The sequence below is a fragment of the Caloramator sp. Dgby_cultured_2 genome (assembly GCF_028872215.1).
Taxonomy (GTDB): domain Bacteria; phylum Bacillota; class Clostridia; order Clostridiales; family Caloramatoraceae; genus Caloramator; species Caloramator australicus.
The window spans coordinates 440,362-465,000 of record NZ_CP118396.1; the positions used below are offsets into that span (position 1 = coordinate 440,362).

Consider the following 24,639-nt stretch of genomic DNA (forward strand, 5'->3'; position numbering starts at 1 on the left):
CTTTCAGGAAGGGAGGCGGCAAAGCTGCGGAAGTTAAAGCGATATAAGCCAACCAAGTTTATGGCGGAAGGTTCCCGATACGACAAGGAAGCGGCGGACGCCGCCGTTGCCTTTATAAACTGCCTGAAGCATACCAAGGGCGAATGGTACGGGATGCCCTTTGAGCTTATTGACTGGCAGGAGCAGATTGTCCGGGATATATTCGGCGTCTTGAAACCGAACGGATACCGGCAGTTCAACACTGCCTATATAGAAATCCCAAAAACAGGGGAAGAGCGAGCTTGCGGCGGCCATCGCCTTATACCTTACCTGCGGTGATTTCGAGCATGGCGGCGAGGTTTACGGATGTGCATCTGACCGTCAGCAGGCATCCATTGTTTTCGATGTTGCAGTAGATATGGTGGAACAAGTGTCCGGCATTAAAGTCTCGAATTAAACCAATGCTGTCGCAGAAGCGGCTGGTATATAAACCGTTAGGCAGTTTTTATCAGGTGCTTTCAGCGGAGGCATATACGAAACATGGGCTAAACGTCCATGGTGTGGTATTTGACGAACTTCATGCCCAGCCAAACAGGGATCTTTATGATGTAATGCTTCACGGATCTGGCGATGCAAGAAAACAGCCGCTGTTTTTCCTGATTACAACTGCTGGCACAGACCGCAATTCCATCTGCTGGGAAGTACATCAAAAGGCTGAGGATATTCTTCAAGGGCGTAAGATAGATCCGACTTTCTACCCTGTTATCTACAGCGCAGCCGATACCGATGACTGGACAAGTGAAAAGGTATGGAGAAAGGTTAACCCGTCACTGGGCATTACAGCCGACATCGAAAAATTGAGGGTGGCTTGTGAAAATGCCAAGCAAAATCCTGCAGAGGAAAATTTATTCCGTCAGCTCCGCTTAAATCAGTGGGTGAAACAATCGGTGCGCTGGATGCCAATGGATAAATGGGATAAGTGTGCGTTTCCTGTTGATGCAGAAAAATTGCGCGGCAGAACCTGTTACGGAGGACTTGACCTGTCATCTACTACCGATATTACCGCCTTTGTGCTGGTGTTTCCACCGCTTGATGAATCTGATAAATATCAGATTCTACCTTTTTCTGGATACCGGAGGAGAATATTGATCAGCGTGTGCGGAGAGATCATGTGCCTTATGATGTCTGGGAGAGGCAAGGCTTTTTATATACCACTGAGGGTAACGTCGTGCATTATGGCTTTATCGAAACCTTTATTGAGGAACTCGGAATGAAATATAACATTAAGGAAATAGCCTTTGACCGCTGGGGCGCAATTCAGATGACGCAAAACCTCGAGGCTTTGGGGTTTACGGTTGTTCCATTCGGTCAGGGTTTCAAGGATATGTCGCCGCCTACAAAAGAGTTGATGAAGCTGACATTGGAAGAACGCATCGCCCATGGTGGTAATCCAGTACTGCGGTGGATGATGGACAATATCTATGTCAAAACCGATCCCGCCGGAAACATTAAGCCGGATAAAGAAAAATCCACCGAGAGAATAGATGGTGCGGTAGCGTTAATTATGGCGCTTGACCGCGCGTTAAGGCATGACGGGGATGAACGCAACGGATCAATTTATGATGAAAGGGGGCTGTTGATTATATGAGTGTATTTTCCCGTTTGTTCAAAGCAAGGGATAAGCCGAAAAACAGCCTGTTCGGTAATGCATATAGCTTTTTCTTCGGCGGCACATCCAGCGGAAAAGCTGTCAATGAGCGGACTGCTATGCAGACAACTGCAGTGTATGCCTGTGTAAGGATACTTGCAGAAGCCATCGCCGGGCTTCCGCTTCATGTGTACCGCTATAAAGAAGACGGTGGCAAAGAAAAAGCGCTGACCCACCCGCTCTATTATTTACTCCATGACGAACCAAACCCTGAGATGACTTCATTCGTGTTCCGAGAAACACTGATGAGTCATCTTCTTTATGGGAAATGCTTACGCTCAAATTATTAGGGACGGTTCCGGACGAGTGCTGGCGCTTTATCCACTTTTGCCAAACAAAATGACGGTAGACAGGGCTCCAAACGGAGAACTGTTTTACACTTATCGGCGCGACAGCGATGAGAGCAGGGTTAATCCAAAAGCAGGCCTTATATACCTACGAAGTGATGAGGTTCTTCACATCCCGGGACTCGGTTTTGACGGACTGATCGGATACTCCCCTATTGCTATGGCCAAGAACGCCATAGGCATGGCTATTGCCTGTGAGGAGTATGGTGCATCCTTTTTGCCAATGGTGCAAATCCGGGTGGCGTTCTGGAACATCCCGGCGTATTAAAGGATCCGGCAAAGGTGCGAGAAAGCTGGAACGCTGTTTATCAAGGCAGTGCCAACGCCCACCGCATTGCCGTTCTGGAAGAGGGCATGAAATTCCAGCAGATCGGCATCCCGCCGGAGCAGGCACAGCTTTTGGAGACAAGAAAGTTCCAGATAAACGAAATTGCCCGGATATTCCGCGTGCCTCCCCATATGGTTGGAGACCTTGAGAAGTCGAGCTTTTCAAACATCGAGCAGCAGTCGCTGGAGTTTGTCAAATATACACTTGATCCATGGGTGGTGCGATGGGAGCAGGCCATCCAAAAGGCGCTGCTTTTGCCGTCGGAGAAGCGGACATACTTTGTCAAGTTCAACGTGGACGGCCTTCTGCGCGGGGATTATGCCAGCCGCATGAACGGCTATGCCGTGGCGCGCCAGAACGGCTGGATGTCGGCCAACGATATCCGTGAGCTTGAGAACATGAACCGCATTCCCGCGGAACTGGGCGGCGACCTGTATCTCATCAACGGCAATATGCTTCCGCTGTCGCAAGCAGGCAATTTTTATGATAAGGAGGCAGATAAGAATGCAAGCAAAAATGCGGGCAGATAAGCCCCAAAACCCGCAAAACCCGGAGCGCGGATTGGGTCCAGCGTCACGCTGGTGGAACTGGGTGCAAAACGATGACGGCAGCCGGACTCTGTACCTTGACGGGCCCATAGCCGAGGAAAGCTGGCTTGGAGACGAAGTAACTCCCAAGCAGTTCAAATCGGAGCTGTTGTCCGGAGAGGGAGACATAACGATCTGGATCAACAGCCCGGGCGGCGATGTATTTGCGGCCAATCAGATTTACAACATGCTGATGGATTACAAAGGCAAGGTCACCGTAAAGATTGACGGTATTGCGGCCAGCGCCGCGTCGGTCATTGCCATGGCCGGAGGCGACGTCTTCATGTCGCCGGTATCCATGATGATGATCCACAACCCGATGACCATAGCCATCGGCGATACGGAGGAGATGGAGAAAGCCATCGCGATGCTGGAGGAGATCAAGGAATCCATCATCAACGCCTATGAGCTGAAAACCGGGCTATCCAGGGCGAAAATATCGCACCTTATGGATGCCGAAAGCTGGTTTAATGCAAGGAAAGCGGTGGAACTGGGCTTTGCCGACGGCATCCTGTTTATGGAGGACGAATCGTCCCCTTCCGAGTTTGAAATATCTGAGGGGATGATCTTTAGTCGGCAGGCTGTTACTAATTCCATCCTGCAAAAGCTTGCATATAAAGAAAAACCAAAAGGAACCCCGGTTGAGTCGCTTGAAAAGCGGCTTTATTTATTAAAACCATAAGGAGGAATTCGACCATGAGCAAAATACTGGAACTGCGCGAAAAACGCGCGAAAGCCTGGGAAGCGGCCAAGACTTTCCTCGACGGCAAACGCGGAAGCGACGGGCTGCTTTCACCTGAGGACACCGCAACTTATGAGAGAATGGAAGCCGACGTTATTGCGCTGGGCAAGGAAATCGAACGGCTGGAGCGCCAGGCCGCCATTGACCTGGAACTGCCAAAGCCGGTCAGCAATCCCATCACCAACAAACCCGCTCCTCAAGGCGAAACCAAAACCGGCAGGGCAACTGACGAGTATAGGAACGCGTTTTGGAAGGCCATGCGCAACAAGCTCAGTTTTGACGTACAGAACGCCTTGCAGGTAGGAACTGAAAGCGAAGGCGGGTATCTTGTGCCCGACGAATTTGAGCGTACTCTTGTGGAGGCGCTGGAAGAGGAGAATATCTTCCGCCAGATTGCCAATGTCATTACAACGTCCAGCGGCGACAGAAAAATTCCGGTGGTGGCAAGCAAGGGCACCGCGTCCTGGGTGGACGAAGAAGGCCAGATCCCGGAAAGCGACGACTCCTTTGCGCAGGTCTCCATCGGAGCTTACAAGCTGGCGACCATGATCAAGGTGTCCGAGGAACTGTTAAACGACAGCGTGTTCAATCTTGAGCAGTATATCGCCAGGGAATTCGCCCGCCGCATCGGAGCAAAGGAGGAGGAAGCCTTCTTCATTGGGGACGGCTCCGGCAAACCTACCGGAATTTTGGCTAATAACGGAGGCGGCGAGGTGGGAGTGACCGCGGCAAGCGCGGCAGCCATTACCCTTGACGAGATCATGGACTTGTTCTACAGCCTCAAGTCTCCCTACCGCAGAAACGCGGTGTTTATAATGAACGATTCAACCGCCAAGGCCATCAGGAAGCTTAAAGACAATAACGGTCAGTATCTCTGGCAGCCTTCTGTAACTGCTGGAACACCGGATACTATCCTCAATCGTCCAGTTAAAACTTCTGCATTTATGCCAGCCATTGCCGCCGGAGCAAAAACGATTGTATTCGGCGATTTTTCTTATTACTGGGTGGCAGACCGTCAAGGCAGGGTTTTTAAGCGGCTTAATGAGTTGTATGCTGCGACCGGACAAGTTGGATTCATGGCAACCCAGCGTGTAGATGGAAAGCTGGTACTGCCTGAAGCAGTCAAGATACTGCAGCAGAAATCAGCTTAATGAAAACGGAGGTGCTGCGGCATGGAACTTTTGGAGAAGGTTAAAGCAAACCTCATATTGCAACACAACGAAGATGACGCACTTTTACAAGAGTATATCAAAGCCGCAGTGGCCTATGCGGAAAGTTACCAGAAAAAGCCGGAAGGATATTATGCCGAAAACCCCATGCCGCCTACTACTGAGCAGGCTGTCATTATGCTGTCGAGCCATTTTTATGAAAGCAGGGATGGCTCGACGGCTGGCTTTTGGGGATAGTGTGCAGGCAGGACAGCAGGTATGGAATACAGTTAATCTATTGCTGCGGCTTGACCGGGATTGGAAGGTGTAAATATGGGCTTTGGGAAAATGAAAACTTTTGTGGATATTATTTCAACCAAGCCGGTTAAGGATAGTGAGGGTTTTACTGAAAAAGGTGATGTCATTCTCGCTTCGGTAAGGGCATACAAGGAAGATAGGCATGGCAGTGAAAAATGGGCAAACAGGGCGGCGTTTTCGCAGGCGTCTGCCCTGTTCCGCTTCCGTAGGATCCCTAACCTTGAAATTACCACAGATCTTGTACTCGTTTGCAGCGATGGCAGGTACAACATTATCAGTGTAGAGGACGTAAAAGGACGTGGAATGTATATTGAGGTGCTTGCGGAAAAGGTGAAATCAAGTAAAGCATAAGAGGAGGGGCCGCAACGTGGCTAAGGTGGAAGTTAAAATGCCGGAAGAGTTCTTGCTCAAGTTATCCAGACTTGGAGAAAGAACAGACGAAATCATACCTAAGGTGCTGGAAGCAGGCGGAGAAGTGGTACTTTCAAAAGTGAAGTCCAACCTTCAGTCAGTTATCGGGAGCGGCACTAAATATCCGTCCAGAGCAACCGGTGAATTGGTAAATGCTTTGGGACTCTCTCCTGCCAAACAGGACAGGGATGGAAACCACAACATAAAAATCGGCTTTACTGAACCAAGGAAGGATGGGGAAAGTAATGCGAAGATTGCTAATATTATTGAGTATGGCAAGTCCGGGCAGCCTCCAAGGCCCTTTTTGAAACCGGCAAAATCAGCTACAAGGAAGTCCTGCATCGAAGCAATGAAGTCAAGACTGGAACAGGAGCTGGGTCGTATATGAGCATATTGTCAGAATTAAACTCGTTATTGGATGGTTTGGGTATCCCCATTGAAACCGGGGTATTTAGCGGTGTACCGCCAGATGAGTACCTTGTCATTACTCCGATGACAGATACATTTGAAGTTTTTGCAGACAACCGGCCTCAGGTAGAAACCCAGGAGGTAAGGTTGTCTTTATTTATAAAGGGAAACTACACTGCCCGTAAAAACGAAATAGTGAACACATTGCTTCAAGCAGGCTTTACCATTACCGACAGGCGGTATATAGGCCATGAGGACGATACCGGCTATCACCACTATGCCATTGATGTGGCAAAAGAGTATGAAGTAAAGGAGGAATGAAAAACATGGCCACAATCGGACTGGACAGGTTATATTATGCCAAAATAACTGAGAATGAAAACGGAGAAGAGACATACGACACGCCTGTTCCGCTGGCTAAGGCTATTACGGCAGAACTTTCTGTGGAGCTGGCAGAGGCGACACTTTATGCCGATGACGGGGCGGCAGAAGTGGTCAAGGAATTTCAAAGCGGCACACTGACTCTTGGTGTTGCAGATATCGGAGTTGCCGCTGCAGAGGTTTTGACGGGAGCCACTCTTGATGATAATAAGGTGCTGATTTCCACCAGCGAGGATGGAGGTGCGCCTGTGGCAATCGGCTTTAGAGCCAAGAAAGCTAACGGCAAGTACAGGTATTTTTGGCTTTACAGGGTGAAATTCGGCATCCCGGCGACAAATCTGCAAACGAAAGGTGACAGCATTACCTTTTCGACACCCACCATTGAAGGGACAGCCATGAGACGTAACAAACCAGATGGCCAGGGAAAGCACCCTTGGAAGGCAGAGGTCAGCGAAGACGATCCCGGAGTATTGCCTGAAACCATTAATAATTGGTATACGGAAGTTTATGAGCCGGTCTTTGCTGTGGGAGGAGGCAGCGAATAATGCAGGATAATGACAGAAGCGCGATTATCAAAATCGGCGATGAAGAATATCAGCTTATACTAACCACTAAAGCGACAAAGGAGATTGCAAAAAGTATGGCGGTCTTGAAAACCTCGGCACAAAACTGATGAAAACCGAGAACTTCGAAATGGCTCTTGACGAAGTGGTATGGCTGATTACACTGCTGGCTAACCAGAGCATTCTGATACACAATCTCAAACATCAGGATAAACGTGAACTCCTGACTGAAGAGACAGTGGAACTTCTCACATCTCCCTTGGAACTGGCAGCATATAAAGACGCTATCATGGAAGCAATGTTCAAAGGCACCAAAAGAAATGTTGAAAGTGAGGATGATTTAAAAAACACACCGGCCGAGTGAGCGATGAGGAATTGTTCACTCGGCTTTTATATTACGGCACTGTCCAGCTTAATCGTTCAGAGGAAGAAGTATGGCTCATGCCTGTTGGATACCTGCTTGATTTATGGGAGTGCCACAAGCAGTTTTTAGGGCTGGCCAAACCAAAGCGTATGCTGACCATTGATGACGTGATACCTTATGGAATATAAGCAGCAAAAAAGCAGGGTGGCTGTAATCCCTGCTTTAAAAAGCTGCTTTTATTCCATTTGCAAAAACTCTGCCGCTGTTACGATCTTTGGGTTTGTTATGCCGGATTCAAGGAAATCCCTGTCTCCGGTTACAAGCACGTCAGCTTTTGCCGCAATGGCCGCCCTGAGTATTGGCCTGTCGGATGCGTCCCGGACAAGCGCCTCATCCGACACGTCAACTGCGGGAGTTGGAACAACTTCAAGAACAGTAAGCGCAATCGCCAAAAGCGTTCAAGCGCCTGGATCTTATGGGGGAATTTCCGGTTGTATACCCGGCGAAGCTCATCGATGTTTTGATCGCAAACCATACCATGGTTGGGGTGTGTTACAGCTTTAATGTACGCCTGATAAGGCGTTCCTTCGCAGCTCAAGGAAGCGGAGATCAGGATGTTGGTGTCAATTAACACTCTCATAGACCTTCAATCTCCGCGCGGACGTCCTTCACCAGATCCATAACATCGTCATCATTGCGGATCCCGGCTTTTTCCGCTTCGCCCTCCATTTCTTTCTGTAGCATTTTCATGGCGTAGACAGCGGAGTTCATAAGGATAACCCGGTCTTCCTCGCAAATGAGGGTGACGCGGTCTCCGGTGGAAAGGCGAAGTTTGGAGCGGATATCTTTTGGCAGCGTGATCTGGCCTTTTGCCATTACCTTTGCATTATCAACTATGGGAACGTTCATGCTAAGTCCTCCTTTTTAGGATTTGAAAAGCAGGAAATTCCCTACTTTCCCTACTATTAGTATATGCCAAACCGCATTGAAATACAATAGCCTTTTATAATTTTTTAATTTTTACTCGAAAGGAGGCGGTTATGTGGCAGACAATTTTGGCTTGAAGATCGGGATTGAAGGCGAAAAGGAATTTAAGAACGCCATTCGTGAGATCAACCAAAGTTTTAAGGTACTGGGCAGCGAGATGAACCTGGTTGCATCTCAGTTTGATAAGCAAGATAAATCAGTTGAAGCTGTTACTGCAAGAAACAAGGTGCTTAACAAAGAGATCGAATTGCAGAAAGAAAAAATTGCTACTTTGGAGAAAGCGCTTGCCAATGCCGCCTCATCTTTCGGAGAAACCGACAGACATACTCAGTCGTGGCAAATACAGCTTAATAATGCAAAAGCCGAACTGAACAAAATGGAGCGCGAGCTCGAACAGTCTGCTGAAAGTGCAGACGAGCTTGGGGACGAATTGAAGGAAAGTGGAGACAATGCCGAAAAATCCGGCTCGAAATTTGAGAAGCTGGGCAGCGTTCTTAAAGGTGTTGGCGCGGCTATGGGTGCTGCAGCAGCCGCAGCGGGCGCGGCTGCCATCAAGCTGGGAAAAGAGGTCGTGGAGCAGTTTGGTGAGCTTGAGCAGAACCTTGGCGGTTCTGAAGCTGTGTTTGGAGAATATGCTGCACGTATCCAAAAACGGGAGAAGAAGCCTACAAGAATCTGGGCTTGTCCCAATCCGAGTATCTTGCCACCGCCAACAAAATGGGCGCACTGTTTCAGGGTGCTGGTGTCGATCAGCAAAAAGTCTGGAACTTACCGAGAAGGCCATGCAGCGAGCGGCAGATATGGCTTCGGTTATGGGTATTGACATGCAGACTGCTATGGAATCCATCGCTGGCGCAGCCAAGGGTAACTTCACCATGATGGATAATCTGGGTGTCGCCATGAACGCCACTACCATCGAAGCTTATGCTCTTGCAAAAGGGCTGGATTTTGCCTGGAATAGCGCAACCAATGCCGAAAAGGCCGAGATCGCCATGCAGATGTTTTTGAAAAAACCGAACAGTATGCTGGCAACTTCGCAAGAGAGTCTACCCAGACCATCAGCGGTTCCATTGGTCTTTTACAAGCCTCTCTAAGTTCGTTTATAGCAGGACTTGGCAATGCGAACGCTGATATGACGAACCTAACCCAAAATCTTGTGGATGCCTTTCAGGCTGTAGTTAAAAATATTGTACCGGTTTTGGAGAATATCGTGGCAGCCCTGCCGGAGGCAACTGGTTCTATTATCTCAGCAGTCAAAGATCTGCTTCCCATGCTGTTGCAAACTGTAACTGAATTGTTCTCTCAGGTGCTTCAAACTCTCTTGAGCCTGCTGCCGGAGCTGATTCCAGCAGCAGTAGATGCGGTCATGACTATTGTAGGAGCACTCATTGATAACCTGCCTTTACTCATTGATGCAGCTGTGCAGCTAATCACAGCGTTGGTAATGGGGCTTGGAGAAGCATTACCGGAGCTAATTCCAGCATCGGTTCAAGCAGTAATCACCATTGTGCAAGGACTGCTGGATAACATGGACAAAATCCTTGAAGCTGCTTTTACATTGATTCAGGGACTGGCGCAGGGACTTTTAAACGCATTGCCAGAACTCATTGAAGCACTGCCGAGGATAATTACAGCAATCATTGACTTTGTGACGAACAATATGCCGAAGATCATAGAATTAGGAATTATGCTTATCATACAGCTTGCTGCCGGGCTTGTGAAAGCCATTCCAGAACTAGTAAAGTCTTTACCTCAGATTGTTGCGGCTATTATAGAAGGCTTGGGCAAGGCGGTTGTTTCAGTGGTTGAGATTGGTAAGAACATTGTAAAAGGCATCTGGGAAGGTATTAAAAGCCTTGGTAGCTGGATTAAGGATAAGGTTTCCGGTTTCTTTTCCGGTATTGTTGATGGAGTAAAGAATTTTCTTGGAATCAGATCTCCGTCCACTGTTTTTGAAGGTATTGGCGGCAATATGGCACTGGGTATTGGTGAGGGATTTGACAAGGCTATGGCCAGAGTGGCAGACGATATGCAAAATGCAGTGCCGACAGATTTTAATATATCTCCTGATATTAATGTAAGTGGAAGAGGTGGATTTAGCGGTTTAGCTTCCGGGCCGCTTGTTGTGGTGCAGCAGATGATTGTTCGTGGTGAAGAAGACATACGTAGGATTTCACAGGAGTTATATAACCTGATGCAGACAGGTTCAAGGGCGCAGGGACGTTTTATAACAGCGTAATGGAGGGAAGCATATGGGATTTATCTACAATGGAATATCGTCGCAAAGTATGAAAATACGAGCAAGACTTACCAAATGGCAGGTCTCCCCTGCCCTGCGCAATTCATTTGAAACTGTGCCGGGCAAAGCAGGTATTGCAGATTTTGGCTGCGACATATCAGAACGAAACATAATAATTAGCTGTAGTGTGCTTCCCCAGCGCAGTTTTACTGAGCTTGTATCGGTTCTTGATAATGTTGCTGAATGGTTAAATCCGGAAAACGGTCTTAAACAACTTGTTCTAGATGATTTGCCCGACCGATATTTCATGGCTCGCTTATCAGAAGCGGTTGACTGTGAGCGGATATTGCGGACAGCGGGCAGCTTTGAACTTCGGTTTGTTTGTCCCGACCCATATGCTTATGCGTTGGAAGATGAGATATTTGTTCTTTCTGAAACAGGTCTGCATGAATTGGAGAGGGTTAAAGGAAATGCGGATTCCAATCCGGTTTATCTCTTGAAGGGTTTGATATCAACGTCCTCATCAAGCTATATTTCGCTTATTACGAACGGAGAGGAATTGCGAATTGTTGGCTCATTATCTGAAGGTGAGACACTTGTTATCGATTCTGGCATGGTAACGGCTAAAGCTATTGATGAAACAGGCCGAACCTTGAGAAATGGTCTTCCCAGCCTGCAGGATCTGAATTTTCCAATTCTCAGGAAAGGTGTTAATCATATTGAGATTGCCGCAGAAAACGCGACCTTTACTGAGTTAAAAATACAGGCAAAAAGCAGATGGAGGTGATAACATGGCGATAAAATCAATTCTAACGAGCCAAGAGGATTTTACCGGTGAGTTTCCTGTAACATCAAGGACGTCTGCTTTATGGCGATTTAATGAAAAAACACCAGACGAAAATCTTCAGCTTATGGATTCATCGGGACATGGCAGACATTTTACCATCTCCGGCTGGTCAGGTATATCAGCAAACCTTATTGCTGGAAGATTCGGAAGATACTTTAGGCAAAATATTGTTAATCCGACTTCTGAAAAGACCCATCTTATAGCAGAAAATGATGGGAGTTTCTTTAGCAATCTGGGCGAAAAGATTGTTGTAGGCGGTTGGATTAATCCTACCACCTATTCGGTCGGCCAGACATATATACCCATATTCAATACCCGCCAAGGACCTGGTCAGCCAATTCTTTATGTTTCACTTTATCAAGGAAGACTTAGGCTGATGTTGTATAACTCCTCCGGCACACTAATCTACGACCAGAGTGAAACAGCTACCATTACCTTAAAAAACGGCGGCTGGTACTTTATCGCCTCCATCATTGAAGTAAGCAACAAAAAGGTACAGAACATCATATGCGATCGCAGCGACGGGGCAACCTGGGTGTCGCCTGTGCGTTCCTTTTCGGGAGAATTGAACCGGGAATGCATAGCAAACATTATTATGGGGATGCATGCAAATACCTACTACTATGCCGGAGGCTTTGATGACTGGTTTCTGGAAACGGACTCACAGCTTACAATTGATGATTTGCTGTTATATTTTAAGTCGTCTTTACATGCAAGCGGTGGGGATGCGGCTTCGGATGTAGATGCTTTGGCAGAGCCTGGCACAGTCACCCTTAAAGCAACAGATGGCGAGTATCCTGCAAGTGGCGTATCTTTATACAAGGGCGGTTCCATGTGCTTTATCAGGCAGCGGTCGTGTAGCTGTCACAAGCGAATATACTGCAGGTGTTACGTCAGTGACTTTATTAGAGACCAGTACAAGCGATGATCTTGAAGAATGGTCTGCATGGCAGGCTGTGGGAACCAGCGGTGAACTTCAATCGCCAAATCGGCAATATATAAGGTTCCGTGTTACCCTTACCAGCAGCGATCCGTTGAAGACACCAAAACTTCTGGAAATACAGCTTCATGATATACCGAAAGCGCCCTATGAGAAACTAGGCTTTGCCCGTCCTGTGATTTTGGACAAAAACGGAGCATGGGAAGCTGTTCTTGAAAATGCCTTTGATATCATTGTCACTGGTGAGGTGAACGGCGCGGATACGCTGGAATTCAAGCTTCCGTTCCATGATCCAAAAAGAAGCACACTGGAAAATGAAAAACAAGTGCAAATCGTAAATGACATTTACCGGATCCGAACCTTAACGGACAATAAAAGCGAAGATGGGCGTGTTATTACGCAAGTATATGCTGAAGCGGTATTTTACGATCTGTCTTTCAGTGCGGAAAAAGAACCTAGAGAATTCAATGCAGATACTGCAGATGTTCCGATGCAATATGCACTTTTGGGTACAGGTTGGACAGTAGGAAATGTTACTGTCACTACGAAACGGACATGGCAGTGTACAGAAAAAATGCCTTATCCATCCTTCGCACCGTACAGAATATTTATGGCGGCGATCTGGTGTTTGACAGCGCCAACCGCCAGGTACACCTTTTGACTTTTAGTGCTACTGATAGCGGAGCGCTTTTTCATATAGAAAGAATTTGAAAAGTATTCAGCGGGTAGTCGATACACGTGAATTAGTGACAAAGCTCTATGCTTATGGAAAGGACGGATTGACCTTCGCTTCAATTAATGGAGGTAAGGAATACGTGGAAGATTACACTTTTTCCAGTGAAGTGAGGGTGTCGACGCTTGATTGTTCGTCGTTTACAAATCCGTATCAGATGCTGGAATATGCAAAAATGCGGCTTGCAGAATATTCGAAGCCTCGCGTTTCTTATGTATCTGTCTGCAATGGATTTATCTGCGCTAACCGGTTATGAGCACGAAGCATGGAAACTGGGTGATATTGTAACGGTAGACGATAAGGAACTAGGCCTTTTGGTAAAGACTCGTGTTGTGAGAAGGCAGTATAACTTGCAGGAGCCATGGAAAACAGTGATTGAGCTTTCAACTAAACTGCGGGAACTCGGCGATTCTTCAGCACAGTGGGACAAGGCAGCGGATGCGCTGTCCTCAGCAGAGTTGATAAACCGTCAGGAAATTAAAGATATGGTACCATTCAACCATCTGCGCAATTCCAGAGCGGATGATGGTTTTGCCTACTGGGTCAATTCCGGCTTTGAAGTGGATACTGAGAATGGTGTTTCGGGAACTGCTTCCTTCAAGGCTGTTGGTGTACCTGGTATGACAAAGAGTCTGTCACAGACGGTATACCCAGCAACACGTAAAAGCTATACATTTTCAGCGCAGATTGCTTCCGAAAACCTTGAAAAGGGCGAAAACGGCCAAGTTGGTGTTGAGATAGTCATTGAATACGAGGACGTACAACAGAAACAAGATTTATAGACCTGATTTGAGGGTGATGATATGGCATATTTCAATCAGATTGCACACAGTATTTCTCCCAAAAGTATCAGCAGAGTCAAATCTATCACCATCAGGCTGTGCGTCACTGACTGCACCGGCACAGGTATACTTTACAGACTTATTGCTTCAGGGCGGTTCGGTTTCCACTGGATGGATCGGGCATGTATGCGAAATTCAGTGGACATTAGACGGGTAGGTGAAATGGATGCAGTTTTCAAGATTTACAGAAACCATACAACTAAAAAGCAATAAACATGTGGTGGGCGTTACTGTGATACTCAAGATTTCCGACTATACCGGAATAATCTATTTCACCGACCTGCAGCTTCAGGATGGAGATCAGTTGACAGGCTATACCGTCCACACGAGCAAAATGCTAACGAAAATGCAGGAAAACGGGCAGCCAGTTCCGCCCCGGCATTATAACGGTGTGGTGCGAACAGCGGAGACTGTAATTTTATTCAACCTGGGTAAAACTTCTGCTGGTCTTGACTGCTATATCTATCCTATACAGGATATGGCCACAGGGAGTATTGAACTATCCCAAGGTGTGGGTGCGCATAAAGTAAAGTTTCTTGACCCGGTTAATGCAGGCGATGAGCTGGCGCTCAAGGCTTCCACCCGCCAATGCCTTAAAAACGGAAGTCCCACTCGTAAGGATGGGTTTTATCAATACTCTGCGGCATGGGATAGCAAACATATGGTGAAGCTGGAAGAGAGAAAATCGGCGCGGGTGCTCTTTGAATTTCAGGAGATGCAGGAAGGCGGTGACCGGTTGTGAGGGATTTCTTAAAAGGTAAGCGGTGCATGGTGTGGAGTTTTATGGGAAATGCCCGAATGTATGAAGCACTTAGAGACTACGGCGACCGCTTTGATACGGTAGGCATTTTTACTTTTGAGGTTGACGCAACAGGCACAATCACTGAAACCGGTACCAGCATCAGCAGCATGCTTCCGTATATTCAGAAATGGCCGCACATTAAGTGGCTGCTCACTATTATGAATCATGGAATAGCCAATATTTTTACTGCACTTCGCAACAACGAAAACGGTGCAAAGGATAAGTTTCTTACTGAAATCATCCGAATCATGAACAAGTATCCATGGTGCGCTGGGGTAGATATTGACCTGGAGCGCGGCGGCGGTTATGAAAACAAGGATGCGGCGAATGCACTATTTAGGGATATATACAATACAGTTAAGTCTTATGATGCAACAAAGCTTGTCAACATCTGCCTGCCGGGTATGACCGGCGTTCAAGGCTCGGTGGGCGGTGAAAACTGGTGTGTTTATGCCGATCTTAACGACTATTGCGATACCGCCGCCATCATGAGCTATGGCATGGCATGGGCGGGCTCTGCTCCCGGCCCAGTATCTCCTCGTGACTGGCTTGAGGGCATATATGATTATGCTGTTTCCGTTATGTCACCCGATAAGATATTCATGGGTTTGCCTGCTTATGGCTGGAACTGGAGGATTCATGATACACCTGAAAACCTTGGAATAACCTATCGAGGAGTGTCTAATACCTACTATGCGGCAAAATACTGGATGACTGGAGTTTACAATTTCACAGGCGATGCACCGCCCCAGCCGTTTATTCCAATTGTGGCTTACTGGGATGACTATAACAAAGTACCTTGGGCTCTTCCTCATGTATATGATTATATGGAAGGATGGGATGCTGTATCCTGGGAATATCCGCTGCTAAAAGGGGTTTATAACAGGCGAAGATATTTGACAAGCTATGGCAAGGAGCAGAAAGCGGAGTTCGGAACCATTTATATTGACAGGAACGGAGTTCCGGATGAATACGAAGGAAATGTCATTATTACTGATGAGATGGCCTCACTTGGAGATGACCAGGCGTCAGCAGAGATACGTTTTGAGATAAGAGAAGCGGGATATTACGATATTGCAGTACAGCTTTGCTTTCCTTACTGGGACAAAAATGCGATTATCGTTTCCCTTGATGGTGAATCAAAGACTTTCAGCGAGAACCGTTTATGGTGGCCATACTGGAGAAGAGTTTGCTGGTTGACACTTGCAAAAGGTGTATTTCTCCAAGAGGGAACGCATGCTGTCAGCATAAGCGGTGGTGTGCCGGGAGTCCAGTTTTACGGTTTTAGGGTTTGCAGTGGATTTTCGGAGTATCCCTTTGCCGGTGAAGCCAGCTTTATGCTCTCTCCTCGTCGGTTCAAGGATGTAAATGGTGTGATGGTTGAGCCGGATCGAGGTTTTAAACTGACCTTTGAAATGTTGCGAAGAAAACCCGACTCGGCGCTTATTTGGTATGAGGATTTTCGGGACAGGAACATCCTGCCTGAAAATTATTGGACTGTGCTGGATGGCGAATGGGATGTTTGGCAAGATCCAGACAGCACAGAAAGCCGCCCATATTCCCAGCTCGAGGGATATGGCAAACTTGCATGGAAATACGACGGGTTTTCCGACATCCATATCCGGGCAAGGCTGGCTTTCCCTCAAAATAGCAGTGGACGGGCTGGGGTGTTCCTTGGGGATATTTTCTGCTGCTTAAACTATGACACGCAAAGAGTCGAGCTTTATCAAGGTAATTCCTTGCTTGGTAGCTATTCCACCAGTTTCTCAAAAACTGTAGATGCCGATCTTCGTGCTAATCCGAATATGTATACTATAGAGATGCGAAAACGCGGCAATAAGGTAAGAGTATATTCTGGTGCAGCTTCAACCCTGCGTTTCACGAGTGAATGTAAGCGGTGGTAGTGGTTATGCAGGGGACAGCTCGGACAACCGGACGGTATGCGAGCTGCTGAGACTGGGCGATGCGTGGGTATATGAACCATACGAGCGTTTTGATGTGGAACTCCCGGATGGAACTATAACCAGCTTTGGCAGGCTTGCTCGCACTGGTGTCACGTGGGATGATGAATTTCAGGTGTTTTCAGTAAATAACGATGTGGAGGAATCGATAACTCGCAGTGAGGACATTTCGATGGACTATGACTTCTTCCACTCACAACTTTTGGCTCTTTCTTGCGGTAATGACTATGAAGTAAAGATTATACCGAAAGACATCAATATCTGGATATCCCGTCTCTTCCTCGGAGATGCAGATGGTTTTTCTATTCTGTATTATCAGGATGCAGACAGCCTTGTTTACTGGGCAAACGAAGCGGCTTATCGATGGAAACTGCGAGGTATAGCTATCTGGTCTCTTGGGCAGGAGGATATGCGGCTGTGGGAGGCGCTTCCGAAGCAAATATAGTTTAGAAGTTTTATTTATTCAGCGCTTTGCTTTAAGGCAGGGCGCTTTTTTATATGCAAAACTCAAGTTGAACGGAGGTTTAAGACAATGAAAACAGTATGGAACTGGGTACAGGCGGTTTTTACTGCTATTGGCGGATTTCTTGGCTGGTTTCTTGGAGGGCTGGATGGATTTTTATATGCACTCATCGCTTTTGTAGCCATTGACTATGTGACCGGAGTGATGTGTGCCGTTGTAGACAGAAAGCTTTCGAGTGAAGTCGGGGCCAAGGGCATCTTTAAGAAAGTGCTTATTTTTATACTTGTAGGAGTAGGACACATCATCGACAGCCAGGTGCTCGGCAATGGCGGGGCAATCCGAACAGCGGTGATTTTCTTTTACCTGAGTAACGAGGGAATTTCAATTCTTGAGAATGCAGCACATATAGGACTGCCCATTCCTGAAAAGCTGAAGAACGCATTGGAACAACTGCATGATCGCTCAAATGAGGAGGATGAAAAGAAATGAAGCTTTTTACTAAATACATGACGCGAAACGATTGCTATACAGCAGGCCGCAAAATCACGCCTAAAGGAATCATGGTACATTCGACGGCTGTGCCGGGTGTAATGGCGGCTGAGTGGTTTTCCCGTTGGAACAAATCTTACAAGGCCGGCGAAATAAATAGGCAGGTATGTGTTCACGCTTTTGTAGACGATAAAGAGATTTGGCAATACCTGCCTTGGGATCATCGCGGGTGGCATGCGGGAGGAGCAGCCAACAATACCCATATTGGCTTTGAAATCTGTGAGCCTGCTGGGTTTTCGTATAAATCCGGGTCGGTAATGGTGGGTTATGATGCAGCAAAGCAGGAAGATTATTTCCGTAAAGCGTGGCAGAATGCTGTTGAACTCTGCGTTATGCTCTGCAAGAAGTATGGCCTTAATGAGAATGACATCATCTGCCACTCCGAAGGATATAAGCTCGGTATTGCCAGCAACCATGCTGATGTGATGCACTGGTTTCCCAAGCATGGGGAGAATATGGACACTTTCCGTAAAGCAGTAAAAAAGCGCTGGAGAACAATACAGATATCAATACTGATATTGGAATTGGAGATATGGTGGAGTTTAAGGTCAGTGTAAAGAATTACTACCCCGGCAGTGTGGAAGTTCCAACGTGGGTCAAAAATGACTATTACCACAGGGTCACACAGACTTTATACAAAGGCAAGCCGGTCATAAAAGGCGGCAAAGAATGTGTATTGCTTGGCAAAAAGGTTAAGAAATCCGGCGGTCAAGAGATTGCAGGCATAAACACTTGGGTAGCAAAAGAAAACCTTGTAATTGTAAACAGCATTCCTGATAACAAGGGCAATAGAACCTATACAGTGCAAAAAGGCGACACCTTATGGAGAATAGCAGAAAAAGAACTCGGTAGAGGAACAAGATATCCGGAGATTAAGAAACTCAATGGCCTGACTTCAGATACTATTTACCCCGGACAAGTTCTCAAATTGCCGGAATAACGATAAAGGACAGCCAGTCGAGGCTGTCCTAAGTTTTTATAGGAGGTGCTTTCTTGAATGATAGAGACGGCTAATCATATACCATATAACCCGCAGGAAACTAACTATACAAAGATAACGCAGGAGGAACTTCAAAGAGAGGTTGATTACTGGCGGGCATACAAAATTCTGCAGAGGATGCTTAAGGCGGGACTGATTTCAGAAGAAGAATTCAACAAAATCGACAAATTGAACCGCAAAACTTTCTCGCCGATGTATGCACAGCTTATGGCCTAATTGGCTTGCTATTAGCGGCACACAGAGGTAACATGTCACATACCCAAAGGAGGTGAAAACAAGTGAGAAAGGTAACAAGGATTGATGGAAACAATGCTCTCCAAGCTTTCAAACCAAAGGTAAGAGTGGCAGCTTATTGCAGGGTTTCAACCGATAGTGATGAGCAAATGGCAAGCCTGGAAGCGCAAAAGGACCATTATGAATCCTATATAAAAGCAAATCCTGATTGGGAATTTGCAGGGATTTACTATGATGAAGGCATTTCAGGTACAAAAAAGGAGAATCGGACTGGACTTTTAAGGCTGCTTGCAGATTGTGAAAACAAGAAAATTGACTTTATTATAACCAAGTCAGTCAGCAGATTTGCCAGAAACACAACCGACTGCATTGAAATGGTATGAAAACTTACCGATCTCGGTGTTTTCATCTATTTCGAGAAAGAGAATATAAACACACAGCGCATGGAAGGCGAATTGGTGCTGACAATTTTGAGCAGTCTTGCAGAAAACGAGTCATTATCCATTGCAGAAAATAGTAAGTGGTCTATCAGACGTAGGTTCCAAAACGGAACATACAAAATTTCGTATCCTCCCTATGGTTACGATTATGTGGATGGAAAGCTATTTATCAATAAAGAACAGGCTGAAATCATAAAGCGGATTTTTTCCGAGGCTTTGGACGGTAAAGGCACACAGAAAATTGCAGATGGGCTAAATTCGGATAAAATCCCAACAAAGAGAGGTTCACACTGGACAGCGACAACTATCCGCGGCATTTTAAGCAATGAAAAATATACTGGGGATGTTCTTCTGCAAAAACCTATACAGATGAGAATTTTAAGCGGCATTATAATCGTGGGGAAAAAGATCAATACATGATAAAAGATCATCATGAAGCCATTATATCCCATGAGGAATTTGAAGCCGCCCAAGAGATATTAAAGCAAAGAGGAAAAGAAAAAGGTGTAATTAAGGGAAGCAGTAAGTATCAAAAACGCTACCCTTTCTCGGGGAAAATCAAATGCGCAGAATGTGGCAGCAATTTTAAGCGTCGAATTCATGGCAGCGGTGACCGTAAATATATTGCATGGTGCTGCACAAAGCACATAAAGGACGCATCAAGCTGTTCCATGAAGTTTATAAGAGAGGATGCGATCCATCAGGCCTTCGTTGTAATGATCAATAAGCTTATTTTCGGTCATAAGTTCATTCTAAGGCCATTGTTGCAAAGCTTAAAGAAGACAAATTACTCAGATAACATAACAAAGATTCAGGAGATGGAAACAAAAATCAAAGAAAATACAGAGCGAGTTCAGGTGATTATGGGACTTATGGCTAAAGGATACCTGGAACCCGCTCTTTTTAATACACAGAAAAATGAGCTGCTCAAAGAAGCAGCCATATTAAAAGAACAAAAAGAAGCCATAAAACGCGCAATCGATGGGAGTCAGACTATCCTTGTTGAGGTTGAGAAGCTTCTTAAATTTGCAACGAAAGCTGAAAAGCATATTGATGCATTTGATAGCGATATATTTGAGAACTTTATTGAAGAAATCATTGTGTTTTCACAGGAGGAAATAGGTTTCAAAATGAAATGCGGGTTGAACTTAAGGGAAAGGCTGGTGAAATGATGAGCCATATACCTTTTGGATATAACATTCAAAACGGCAGGGCTGTCGTTAATGAAGAGGAAGCAGTTAAGATTGAGAAACTATTTGAGGCTTATCTTTCCGGGCTTTCTTTAACCGATGCGGCTCAAAAAGCGGGCATTAAGCGTTACCACACATCTGTTGCAAAAATGCTTTCAGATAAACGGTATGTTGAAGACAAATTCTATCCGCCAATTATCAGCAGGGACACATTCGAAAAAGCACAACTGGAAAGACGCAGACGAGCTAAGGCGCTTGGCAGGATTTATGAACATAAAGGAAATGAAAAGAAATGCCTGAATTTTAGGTTTCATGCTTCAATGCCAGATAATCTATACGATGATCCATTTCAGCAGGCAGAGTATGCTTATAGTTCTATTAAGAGCGAGGTGATTTTAGATGACAACCAGGAATGTTACGATAATTCCTGCTCGTAAGCGAATTGGGAATAGTGCAAAGGCTGAGGAATTGCCTAAGCTTCGGGTAGCAGCTTACTGTCGTGTTTCTACGGACAGCGAGGAGCAGGCAACCAGTTATGAAGCACAAATCGAGCATTATACAAATTACATTAAAAGCAATCCAGAATGGGAGTTAGCCGGTATATTTGCAGATGAAGGCATTACCGGAACTAACACAAAAAGCGTGAAGAATTTAACCGGATGATAGAAGAATGCATGCAGGGCAAAATCGATATGATAATTACGAAATCTATCAGCCGGTTTGCAAGAAATACGCTGGACTGCCTAAAGTATATAAGGCAGCTTAAAGAAAAAATATTCCAGTTTACTTTGAAAAGGAAAATATAAACACATTGGATTCCAAAGGGAAATCCTGTTGACCATTATGGCGTCTTTGGCACAGCAAGAAAGCCAATCGTTAAGCCAGAATGTAAAACTGGGCATTCAATACCGATATCAGCAAGGGAAAATCCATATTAATCACAACCGGTTTCTTGGCTATACAAAGGATAAAGGCGGTAATTTAGTTATCGTGCCAGAAGAAGCAGAAATTGTTAAACGCATTTATAGAGAATACCTCGAAGGTTCCAGTATGCTGCAGATAGCAAGAGGTCTGGAAGCTGACGGAATTCTTACAGGCGCGGGCAATCCCAGATGGCATACCAGCACTATCAATAAGATTTTGAGGAATGAAAAATACATCGGTGATGCGCTGCTGCAGAAAACCTATACGGTAGATTTTTTATCGAAGAAAAGGGTATCCAATAACGGTATAGTTCCACAATACTATGTAGAAAACAGCCATGAGCCTATAATCCCGCGTGAAATCTTTATGCAGGTGCAGGAACAGCTTGTCAAAAGAAGATGTGTGTATATAAGTAAGAATGGAAAGAAAAGAAACTATAGCAACAATCATCCTTTATCACAGATGGTTTTCTGCGGCAATTGCCATGAAATATTCCGCAGGGTACATTGGAATAATCGAGGGAAGAAATCAATCGTATGGAGATGTGTTAGCCGGTTAGAAAATACCGGTTTGTTTTGTACCGCTTCCACTATACTTGAAGATACGCTTAAAGAGAAAATTGTAGAAGCCATCAATGTAGCGGTCAGCGGAAAAAACTCTTTTCTGGCCATACTGAAGAAGAATATTGAAACCGTATTAAGCGTGGATTTGGATGAGACTACAGCAGACATTGATAAAAGGCTAGAAGAACTCCAAACCGAGTTAATCCAAAAGGCAAATTCAAAGGAAGCATACGATAATATTGTCAATGAGATTTACCGACTACGTGATCTAAGGCAAGAAACCCTTTCGAGAAACGCTCTCCGCCAAGATAAGCGGGATCGGATTGCTGAGATGACGGACTTCCTTAATATGCAAACCGGTGGTATTACGGAATTTGATGATAAACTGGTTAGAAAACTAATTGAAAAGGCAACTGTATATAATGACAGGCTAGTGGTAGAGTTTAAGTCAGGGTTAGAAATAGAAGTAAACCTATAAGCTCGTATTAAGATAGCCGCCAGTAGGGGAAGAATACTTATACTATTATAAATAACTACAGGAGACATAATTGGATTACCGATTGCGGGAGCAGAAGCAAAATGCGCTGGTTAAAAATGCAGAGCGTGAAGGAAGAAGCAGCGAATAGCTGAAATGACAGACTTCTTGAATGAACAGTCCTATGAGCTGGAGGAATATGATGAGCAACTGGTAAGGCGGCTTATTGAAAAAGTTACGGTATTTGATAATAAGCTGACCGTTGAGTTTAAGTCTGGAGTAGAGATTGATGTATTAATTTAAAATGAACTTGACCGCCGATTGAGGAGAAATACTTCTTGATGGGCGGTTCTTTTCTATTTATACTTGGGGATAATCTAATAAGTGAACTCGTTTCAGCAAGCTGAAACATCGGGGAATCAGATGGAGAGTCTACTCCACCTGATTAAAACCCACCTACGCTGCGCTTAGAGGTGGCGGTCTTGACCGTAAAGCTAAAAGATAAACACACTTGAACAATTACTCATATGTTTTTATTGACAAACGGAGAATTGAGGTTTATAATATATATGAAAGCTTATTCAAGTGTTCAATTGAACGATAAGGAGGTGATATAAATATGGCAAAAAAATTCAACCAATTGAAAGATGCGACTGTGATGTAATACATGAGGAAATTGTAAATAAAGTGCGAGAAAAAATGCCTCAAGAAGAAACTCTATATGATCTAGCAGAACTATTTAAAGTTTTTGGAGATTCAACAAGAATTAAGATACTCTGGGCATTAGATGAATCAGAGATGTGCGTTTGCGATATTGCATTCTTATTAAATATGACCCAATCAGCAATTTCACATCAGCTAAGAGTCTTAAAGCAGGCTGGACTAGTAAAGAGCAGAAGAGAAGGAAAGACTGTATTCTACTCTCTTGAAGATGAACATGTAAAGCAAATATTTGACCAGGGATTAATTCATATTTCAGAAGAAAGTAAGTAAAGGAGGGTCAGTAATGTTAAAGAAGGAAGTAATTTTAGAAGGTTTAGATTGCGCAAATTGTGCAGCTAAAATTGAAGATGAGGTTAATAAATTAAATGGAGTCAAAGCCTATATGAACTTCATGAACAAGACATTGACTTTAGAAATTGAATCAGAGCAAGAGTATAAGAATATATTACAGCAAGTTAAAACCATAGTGCACAAGCACGAACCGGATGTGGTAGTGAAAGAAAAATCCGTTAACAAGAGCAATAAAATAGTATTAATACTTGAAGGACTTGGCTGTGCGAATTGTGCAGCTAAAATGGAAAAAGAAATAAGCGGTCTAGAAGGAGTTGAATTTGCTGCAGTAGATTTTGTTTCGAAGAAACTAACACTGGAAATAAGTCCGAAAGTCAACCGCTCTGAGTTAAATAAGAAGATTGAAGGCATAGTAAAGAAAATAGAGCCAGATGTAAAGGTCATTTTTGAGGAGAATAACTCCAAGACCAAAATAAACGAAAATAACGAAGAGGAAGAAGAAGGTGTCAACAAAAAAGAAATCATAAGACTTGTGGTCGGTGGAGCAATATTTGCCGTGGGAATCATCTTTAATTTCCAAAATTGGCTTGAGCTTACCTTGTTTATTATTAGTTATATCATAGTTGGTGGAGAGGTTGTCTTAAGAGCAATAAAAGGTATTGCCCGCGGTCAGGTATTCAGTGAGCATTTTTGATGAGTATTGCTACCATTGGTGCTTTCTTCGTTGGAGAGTATCCAGAAGGTGTAGCAGTTATGCTGTTCTATCTGGTAGGTGAATTGTTTCAGGATATAGCTGTAGGTCACTCCAGAAAATCAATACGTGCTTTGATGGATATTCGTCCTGACTATGCAAATCTTAAAGTTGGCGATGAGATCAGGAAAGTATCTCCTGAAGAGGTAAACATAGGTGACATCATTATTGTTAAACCAGGAGAAAAAGTTCCCCTCGATGGCAAGGTTATAGAAGGAAACTCAATGGTTGACACTGCAGCGTTAACAGGGGAATCTGTTCCTCGTGAACTCGGGCCAGGAGACGATGCATTGAGCGGATTCATTAATAAAAATGGCGTTTTGACAATAGAGGTAACAAAGGATTTTGGTGATTCAACTGTATCTAAAATTTTGGATCTGGTTCAGAATGCCAGCAGTAAG

General features: G+C 45.1%; 18 protein-coding genes and 11 pseudogenes (1 of these 29 only partly in view). 27 read left to right on the top strand and 2 right to left on the bottom strand.

Features of this window, described 5'->3' with window-relative positions:
* Positions 1-60: 60 nt before the first annotated feature.
* The 11 genes and pseudogenes from PWK10_RS02920 to PWK10_RS02970 all read left to right on the top strand — a co-directional run bounded on the left by PWK10_RS02920 (position 61) and on the right by PWK10_RS02970 (position 7,472).
* Positions 61-1,627: pseudogene (locus PWK10_RS02920) on the top strand (terminase large subunit).
* Positions 1,624-2,892 (top strand): annotated as a pseudogene (locus tag PWK10_RS02925) (phage portal protein). The pseudogenes PWK10_RS02920 and PWK10_RS02925 overlap by 4 nt, the downstream one beginning before the upstream one ends.
* Positions 2,879-3,631 carry a head maturation protease, ClpP-related gene (locus tag PWK10_RS02930; RefSeq protein ID WP_051533789.1) on the top strand — a complete coding sequence of 251 codons (753 nt, stop codon included), beginning with the start codon at positions 2,879-2,881 and terminating at the stop codon, positions 3,629-3,631. Before PWK10_RS02925 ends, PWK10_RS02930 begins: the two are co-directional and overlap by 14 nt.
* Positions 3,632-3,645: 14 nt before the next feature.
* Complete coding sequence (locus tag PWK10_RS02935; RefSeq protein ID WP_274767332.1) at positions 3,646-4,842, top strand: phage major capsid protein; 1,197 nt, start codon at positions 3,646-3,648, stop codon at positions 4,840-4,842.
* 21 nt (positions 4,843-4,863) lie between these two features.
* Positions 4,864-5,170, top strand: a pseudogene (locus PWK10_RS02940) (head-tail connector protein).
* A 2-nt stretch (positions 5,171-5,172) separates the two neighbouring features.
* Positions 5,173-5,508, top strand: coding sequence for a head-tail adaptor protein (locus tag PWK10_RS02945; protein WP_028306856.1), 336 nt, complete (start codon positions 5,173-5,175; stop codon positions 5,506-5,508).
* A 16-nt stretch (positions 5,509-5,524) separates the two neighbouring features.
* On the top strand, positions 5,525-5,956 hold the full coding sequence (locus PWK10_RS02950; protein ID WP_014256681.1) for an HK97 gp10 family phage protein: 432 nt from the start codon (positions 5,525-5,527) through the stop codon (positions 5,954-5,956).
* Positions 5,953-6,297: a hypothetical protein gene (locus PWK10_RS02955; protein ID WP_003516028.1), complete on the top strand. Its 345-nt coding sequence runs from the start codon at positions 5,953-5,955 to the stop codon at positions 6,295-6,297. Before PWK10_RS02950 ends, PWK10_RS02955 begins: the two co-directional genes overlap by 4 nt.
* Before the next feature lie 5 nt (positions 6,298-6,302).
* Positions 6,303-6,902: a major tail protein gene (locus PWK10_RS02960; RefSeq protein ID WP_274768080.1), complete on the top strand. Its 600-nt coding sequence runs from the start codon at positions 6,303-6,305 to the stop codon at positions 6,900-6,902.
* Positions 6,902-7,284 (top strand): annotated as a pseudogene (locus PWK10_RS02965) (hypothetical protein). The gene PWK10_RS02960 and the pseudogene PWK10_RS02965 overlap by 1 nt, the downstream one beginning before the upstream one ends.
* The gene (locus PWK10_RS02970) at positions 7,281-7,472 is read left to right on the top strand and encodes a hypothetical protein (protein ID WP_028306858.1); all 192 of its coding nucleotides are present in this window, start codon (positions 7,281-7,283) and stop codon (positions 7,470-7,472) included. Before PWK10_RS02965 ends, PWK10_RS02970 begins: the two are co-directional and overlap by 4 nt.
* Positions 7,473-7,520: 48 nt before the next feature.
* On the opposite strand, the gene PWK10_RS02975 is transcribed toward PWK10_RS02970, so the two are convergent.
* Positions 7,521-7,736: a PIN domain-containing protein gene (locus tag PWK10_RS02975; protein ID WP_274767333.1), complete on the bottom strand. Its 216-nt coding sequence runs from the start codon at positions 7,734-7,736 to the stop codon at positions 7,521-7,523.
* Between the two features lie 184 nt (positions 7,737-7,920).
* Entirely contained in the window at positions 7,921-8,193 is a 273-nt protein-coding gene (locus PWK10_RS02980) for an AbrB/MazE/SpoVT family DNA-binding domain-containing protein (RefSeq protein ID WP_004463997.1), read from the bottom strand.
* 133 nt (positions 8,194-8,326) lie between these two features.
* Between PWK10_RS02980 and PWK10_RS02985 the strand changes: the two are divergent.
* The 16 genes and pseudogenes from PWK10_RS02985 to PWK10_RS03060 all read left to right on the top strand — a co-directional run.
* A pseudogene (locus tag PWK10_RS02985) lies at positions 8,327-10,510 on the top strand (phage tail protein).
* Positions 10,511-10,523: 13 nt separating this feature from the next.
* Positions 10,524-11,297 (top strand): distal tail protein Dit, encoded by a 774-nt coding sequence (locus PWK10_RS02990; protein ID WP_028306860.1) that lies wholly within the window; start codon positions 10,524-10,526, stop codon positions 11,295-11,297.
* 4 nt (positions 11,298-11,301) lie between these two features.
* Positions 11,302-13,823 (top strand): annotated as a pseudogene (locus tag PWK10_RS02995) (phage tail spike protein).
* Positions 13,824-13,833: 10 nt separating this feature from the next.
* Positions 13,834-14,029 (top strand): annotated as a pseudogene (locus PWK10_RS03000) (hypothetical protein).
* 9 nt (positions 14,030-14,038) lie between these two features.
* On the top strand, positions 14,039-14,614 hold the full coding sequence (locus PWK10_RS03005; protein WP_274767334.1) for a hypothetical protein: 576 nt from the start codon (positions 14,039-14,041) through the stop codon (positions 14,612-14,614).
* A pseudogene (locus tag PWK10_RS03010) lies at positions 14,611-17,080 on the top strand (glycosyl hydrolase family 18 protein). The gene PWK10_RS03005 and the pseudogene PWK10_RS03010 overlap by 4 nt, the downstream one beginning before the upstream one ends.
* 87 nt (positions 17,081-17,167) lie before the next feature.
* Positions 17,168-17,587 (top strand): phage holin family protein, encoded by a 420-nt coding sequence (locus PWK10_RS03015; RefSeq protein ID WP_274767335.1) that lies wholly within the window; start codon positions 17,168-17,170, stop codon positions 17,585-17,587.
* Positions 17,584-18,204, top strand: coding sequence for a peptidoglycan recognition protein family protein (locus PWK10_RS03020; RefSeq protein WP_274767336.1), 621 nt, complete (start codon positions 17,584-17,586; stop codon positions 18,202-18,204). The genes PWK10_RS03015 and PWK10_RS03020 overlap by 4 nt, the downstream gene beginning before the upstream one ends.
* Entirely contained in the window at positions 18,180-18,587 is a 408-nt protein-coding gene (locus tag PWK10_RS03025) for a LysM peptidoglycan-binding domain-containing protein (RefSeq protein WP_274767337.1), read from the top strand. The genes PWK10_RS03020 and PWK10_RS03025 overlap by 25 nt, the downstream gene beginning before the upstream one ends.
* 57 nt (positions 18,588-18,644) lie before the next feature.
* Positions 18,645-18,863, top strand: a complete 219-nt coding sequence (locus tag PWK10_RS03030) for an SHOCT domain-containing protein (RefSeq protein ID WP_028306865.1) — start codon at positions 18,645-18,647, stop codon at positions 18,861-18,863.
* Between the two features lie 62 nt (positions 18,864-18,925).
* A pseudogene (locus tag PWK10_RS03035) lies at positions 18,926-20,493 on the top strand (recombinase family protein).
* A complete protein-coding gene (locus PWK10_RS03040) occupies positions 20,490-20,948 on the top strand; it encodes a recombinase family protein (protein ID WP_446715287.1) in 459 nt (152 codons plus the stop codon). Before PWK10_RS03035 ends, PWK10_RS03040 begins: the two are co-directional and overlap by 4 nt.
* Positions 20,911-22,476 (top strand): annotated as a pseudogene (locus tag PWK10_RS03045) (recombinase family protein). Before PWK10_RS03040 ends, PWK10_RS03045 begins: the two are co-directional and overlap by 38 nt.
* A 153-nt stretch (positions 22,477-22,629) precedes the next feature.
* Positions 22,630-22,776: a hypothetical protein gene (locus tag PWK10_RS03050; protein ID WP_028306869.1), complete on the top strand. Its 147-nt coding sequence runs from the start codon at positions 22,630-22,632 to the stop codon at positions 22,774-22,776.
* Between the two features lie 327 nt (positions 22,777-23,103).
* Positions 23,104-23,466 carry an ArsR/SmtB family transcription factor gene (locus tag PWK10_RS03055; protein ID WP_274768081.1) on the top strand — a complete coding sequence of 121 codons (363 nt, stop codon included), beginning with the start codon at positions 23,104-23,106 and terminating at the stop codon, positions 23,464-23,466.
* Between the two features lie 13 nt (positions 23,467-23,479).
* Positions 23,480-24,639, top strand: a pseudogene (locus tag PWK10_RS03060) (heavy metal translocating P-type ATPase); it runs 1,198 nt beyond the window's last position.

What these genes read in the sequence shown, in the direction of transcription:
- PWK10_RS03025 (WP_274767337.1), top strand. Translation starts at nt 18,180, where the DNA reads ATGGTGGAGTTTAAGGTCAGTGTAAAGAATTACTACCCCGGCAGTGTG.
- PWK10_RS02960 (WP_274768080.1), top strand. Translation starts at nt 6,303, where the DNA reads ATGGCCACAATCGGACTGGACAGGTTATATTATGCCAAAATAACTGAG.
- PWK10_RS02955 (WP_003516028.1), top strand. Translation starts at nt 5,953, where the DNA reads ATGAGCATATTGTCAGAATTAAACTCGTTATTGGATGGTTTGGGTATC.
- PWK10_RS02935 (WP_274767332.1), top strand. Translation starts at nt 3,646, where the DNA reads ATGAGCAAAATACTGGAACTGCGCGAAAAACGCGCGAAAGCCTGGGAA.
- PWK10_RS03030 (WP_028306865.1), top strand. Translation starts at nt 18,645, where the DNA reads ATGATAGAGACGGCTAATCATATACCATATAACCCGCAGGAAACTAAC.
- PWK10_RS03050 (WP_028306869.1), top strand. Translation starts at nt 22,630, where the DNA reads ATGACAGACTTCTTGAATGAACAGTCCTATGAGCTGGAGGAATATGAT.
- PWK10_RS02990 (WP_028306860.1), top strand. Translation starts at nt 10,524, where the DNA reads ATGGGATTTATCTACAATGGAATATCGTCGCAAAGTATGAAAATACGA.
- PWK10_RS03020 (WP_274767336.1), top strand. Translation starts at nt 17,584, where the DNA reads ATGAAGCTTTTTACTAAATACATGACGCGAAACGATTGCTATACAGCA.
- PWK10_RS03040 (WP_446715287.1), top strand. Translation starts at nt 20,490, where the DNA reads ATGATGAGCCATATACCTTTTGGATATAACATTCAAAACGGCAGGGCT.
- PWK10_RS02930 (WP_051533789.1), top strand. Translation starts at nt 2,879, where the DNA reads ATGCGGGCAGATAAGCCCCAAAACCCGCAAAACCCGGAGCGCGGATTG.
- PWK10_RS03005 (WP_274767334.1), top strand. Translation starts at nt 14,039, where the DNA reads ATGCAGTTTTCAAGATTTACAGAAACCATACAACTAAAAAGCAATAAA.
- PWK10_RS02980 (WP_004463997.1), bottom strand. Translation starts at nt 8,193, where the DNA reads ATGAACGTTCCCATAGTTGATAATGCAAAGGTAATGGCAAAAGGCCAG.
- PWK10_RS02945 (WP_028306856.1), top strand. Translation starts at nt 5,173, where the DNA reads ATGGGCTTTGGGAAAATGAAAACTTTTGTGGATATTATTTCAACCAAG.
- PWK10_RS03015 (WP_274767335.1), top strand. Translation starts at nt 17,168, where the DNA reads ATGAAAACAGTATGGAACTGGGTACAGGCGGTTTTTACTGCTATTGGC.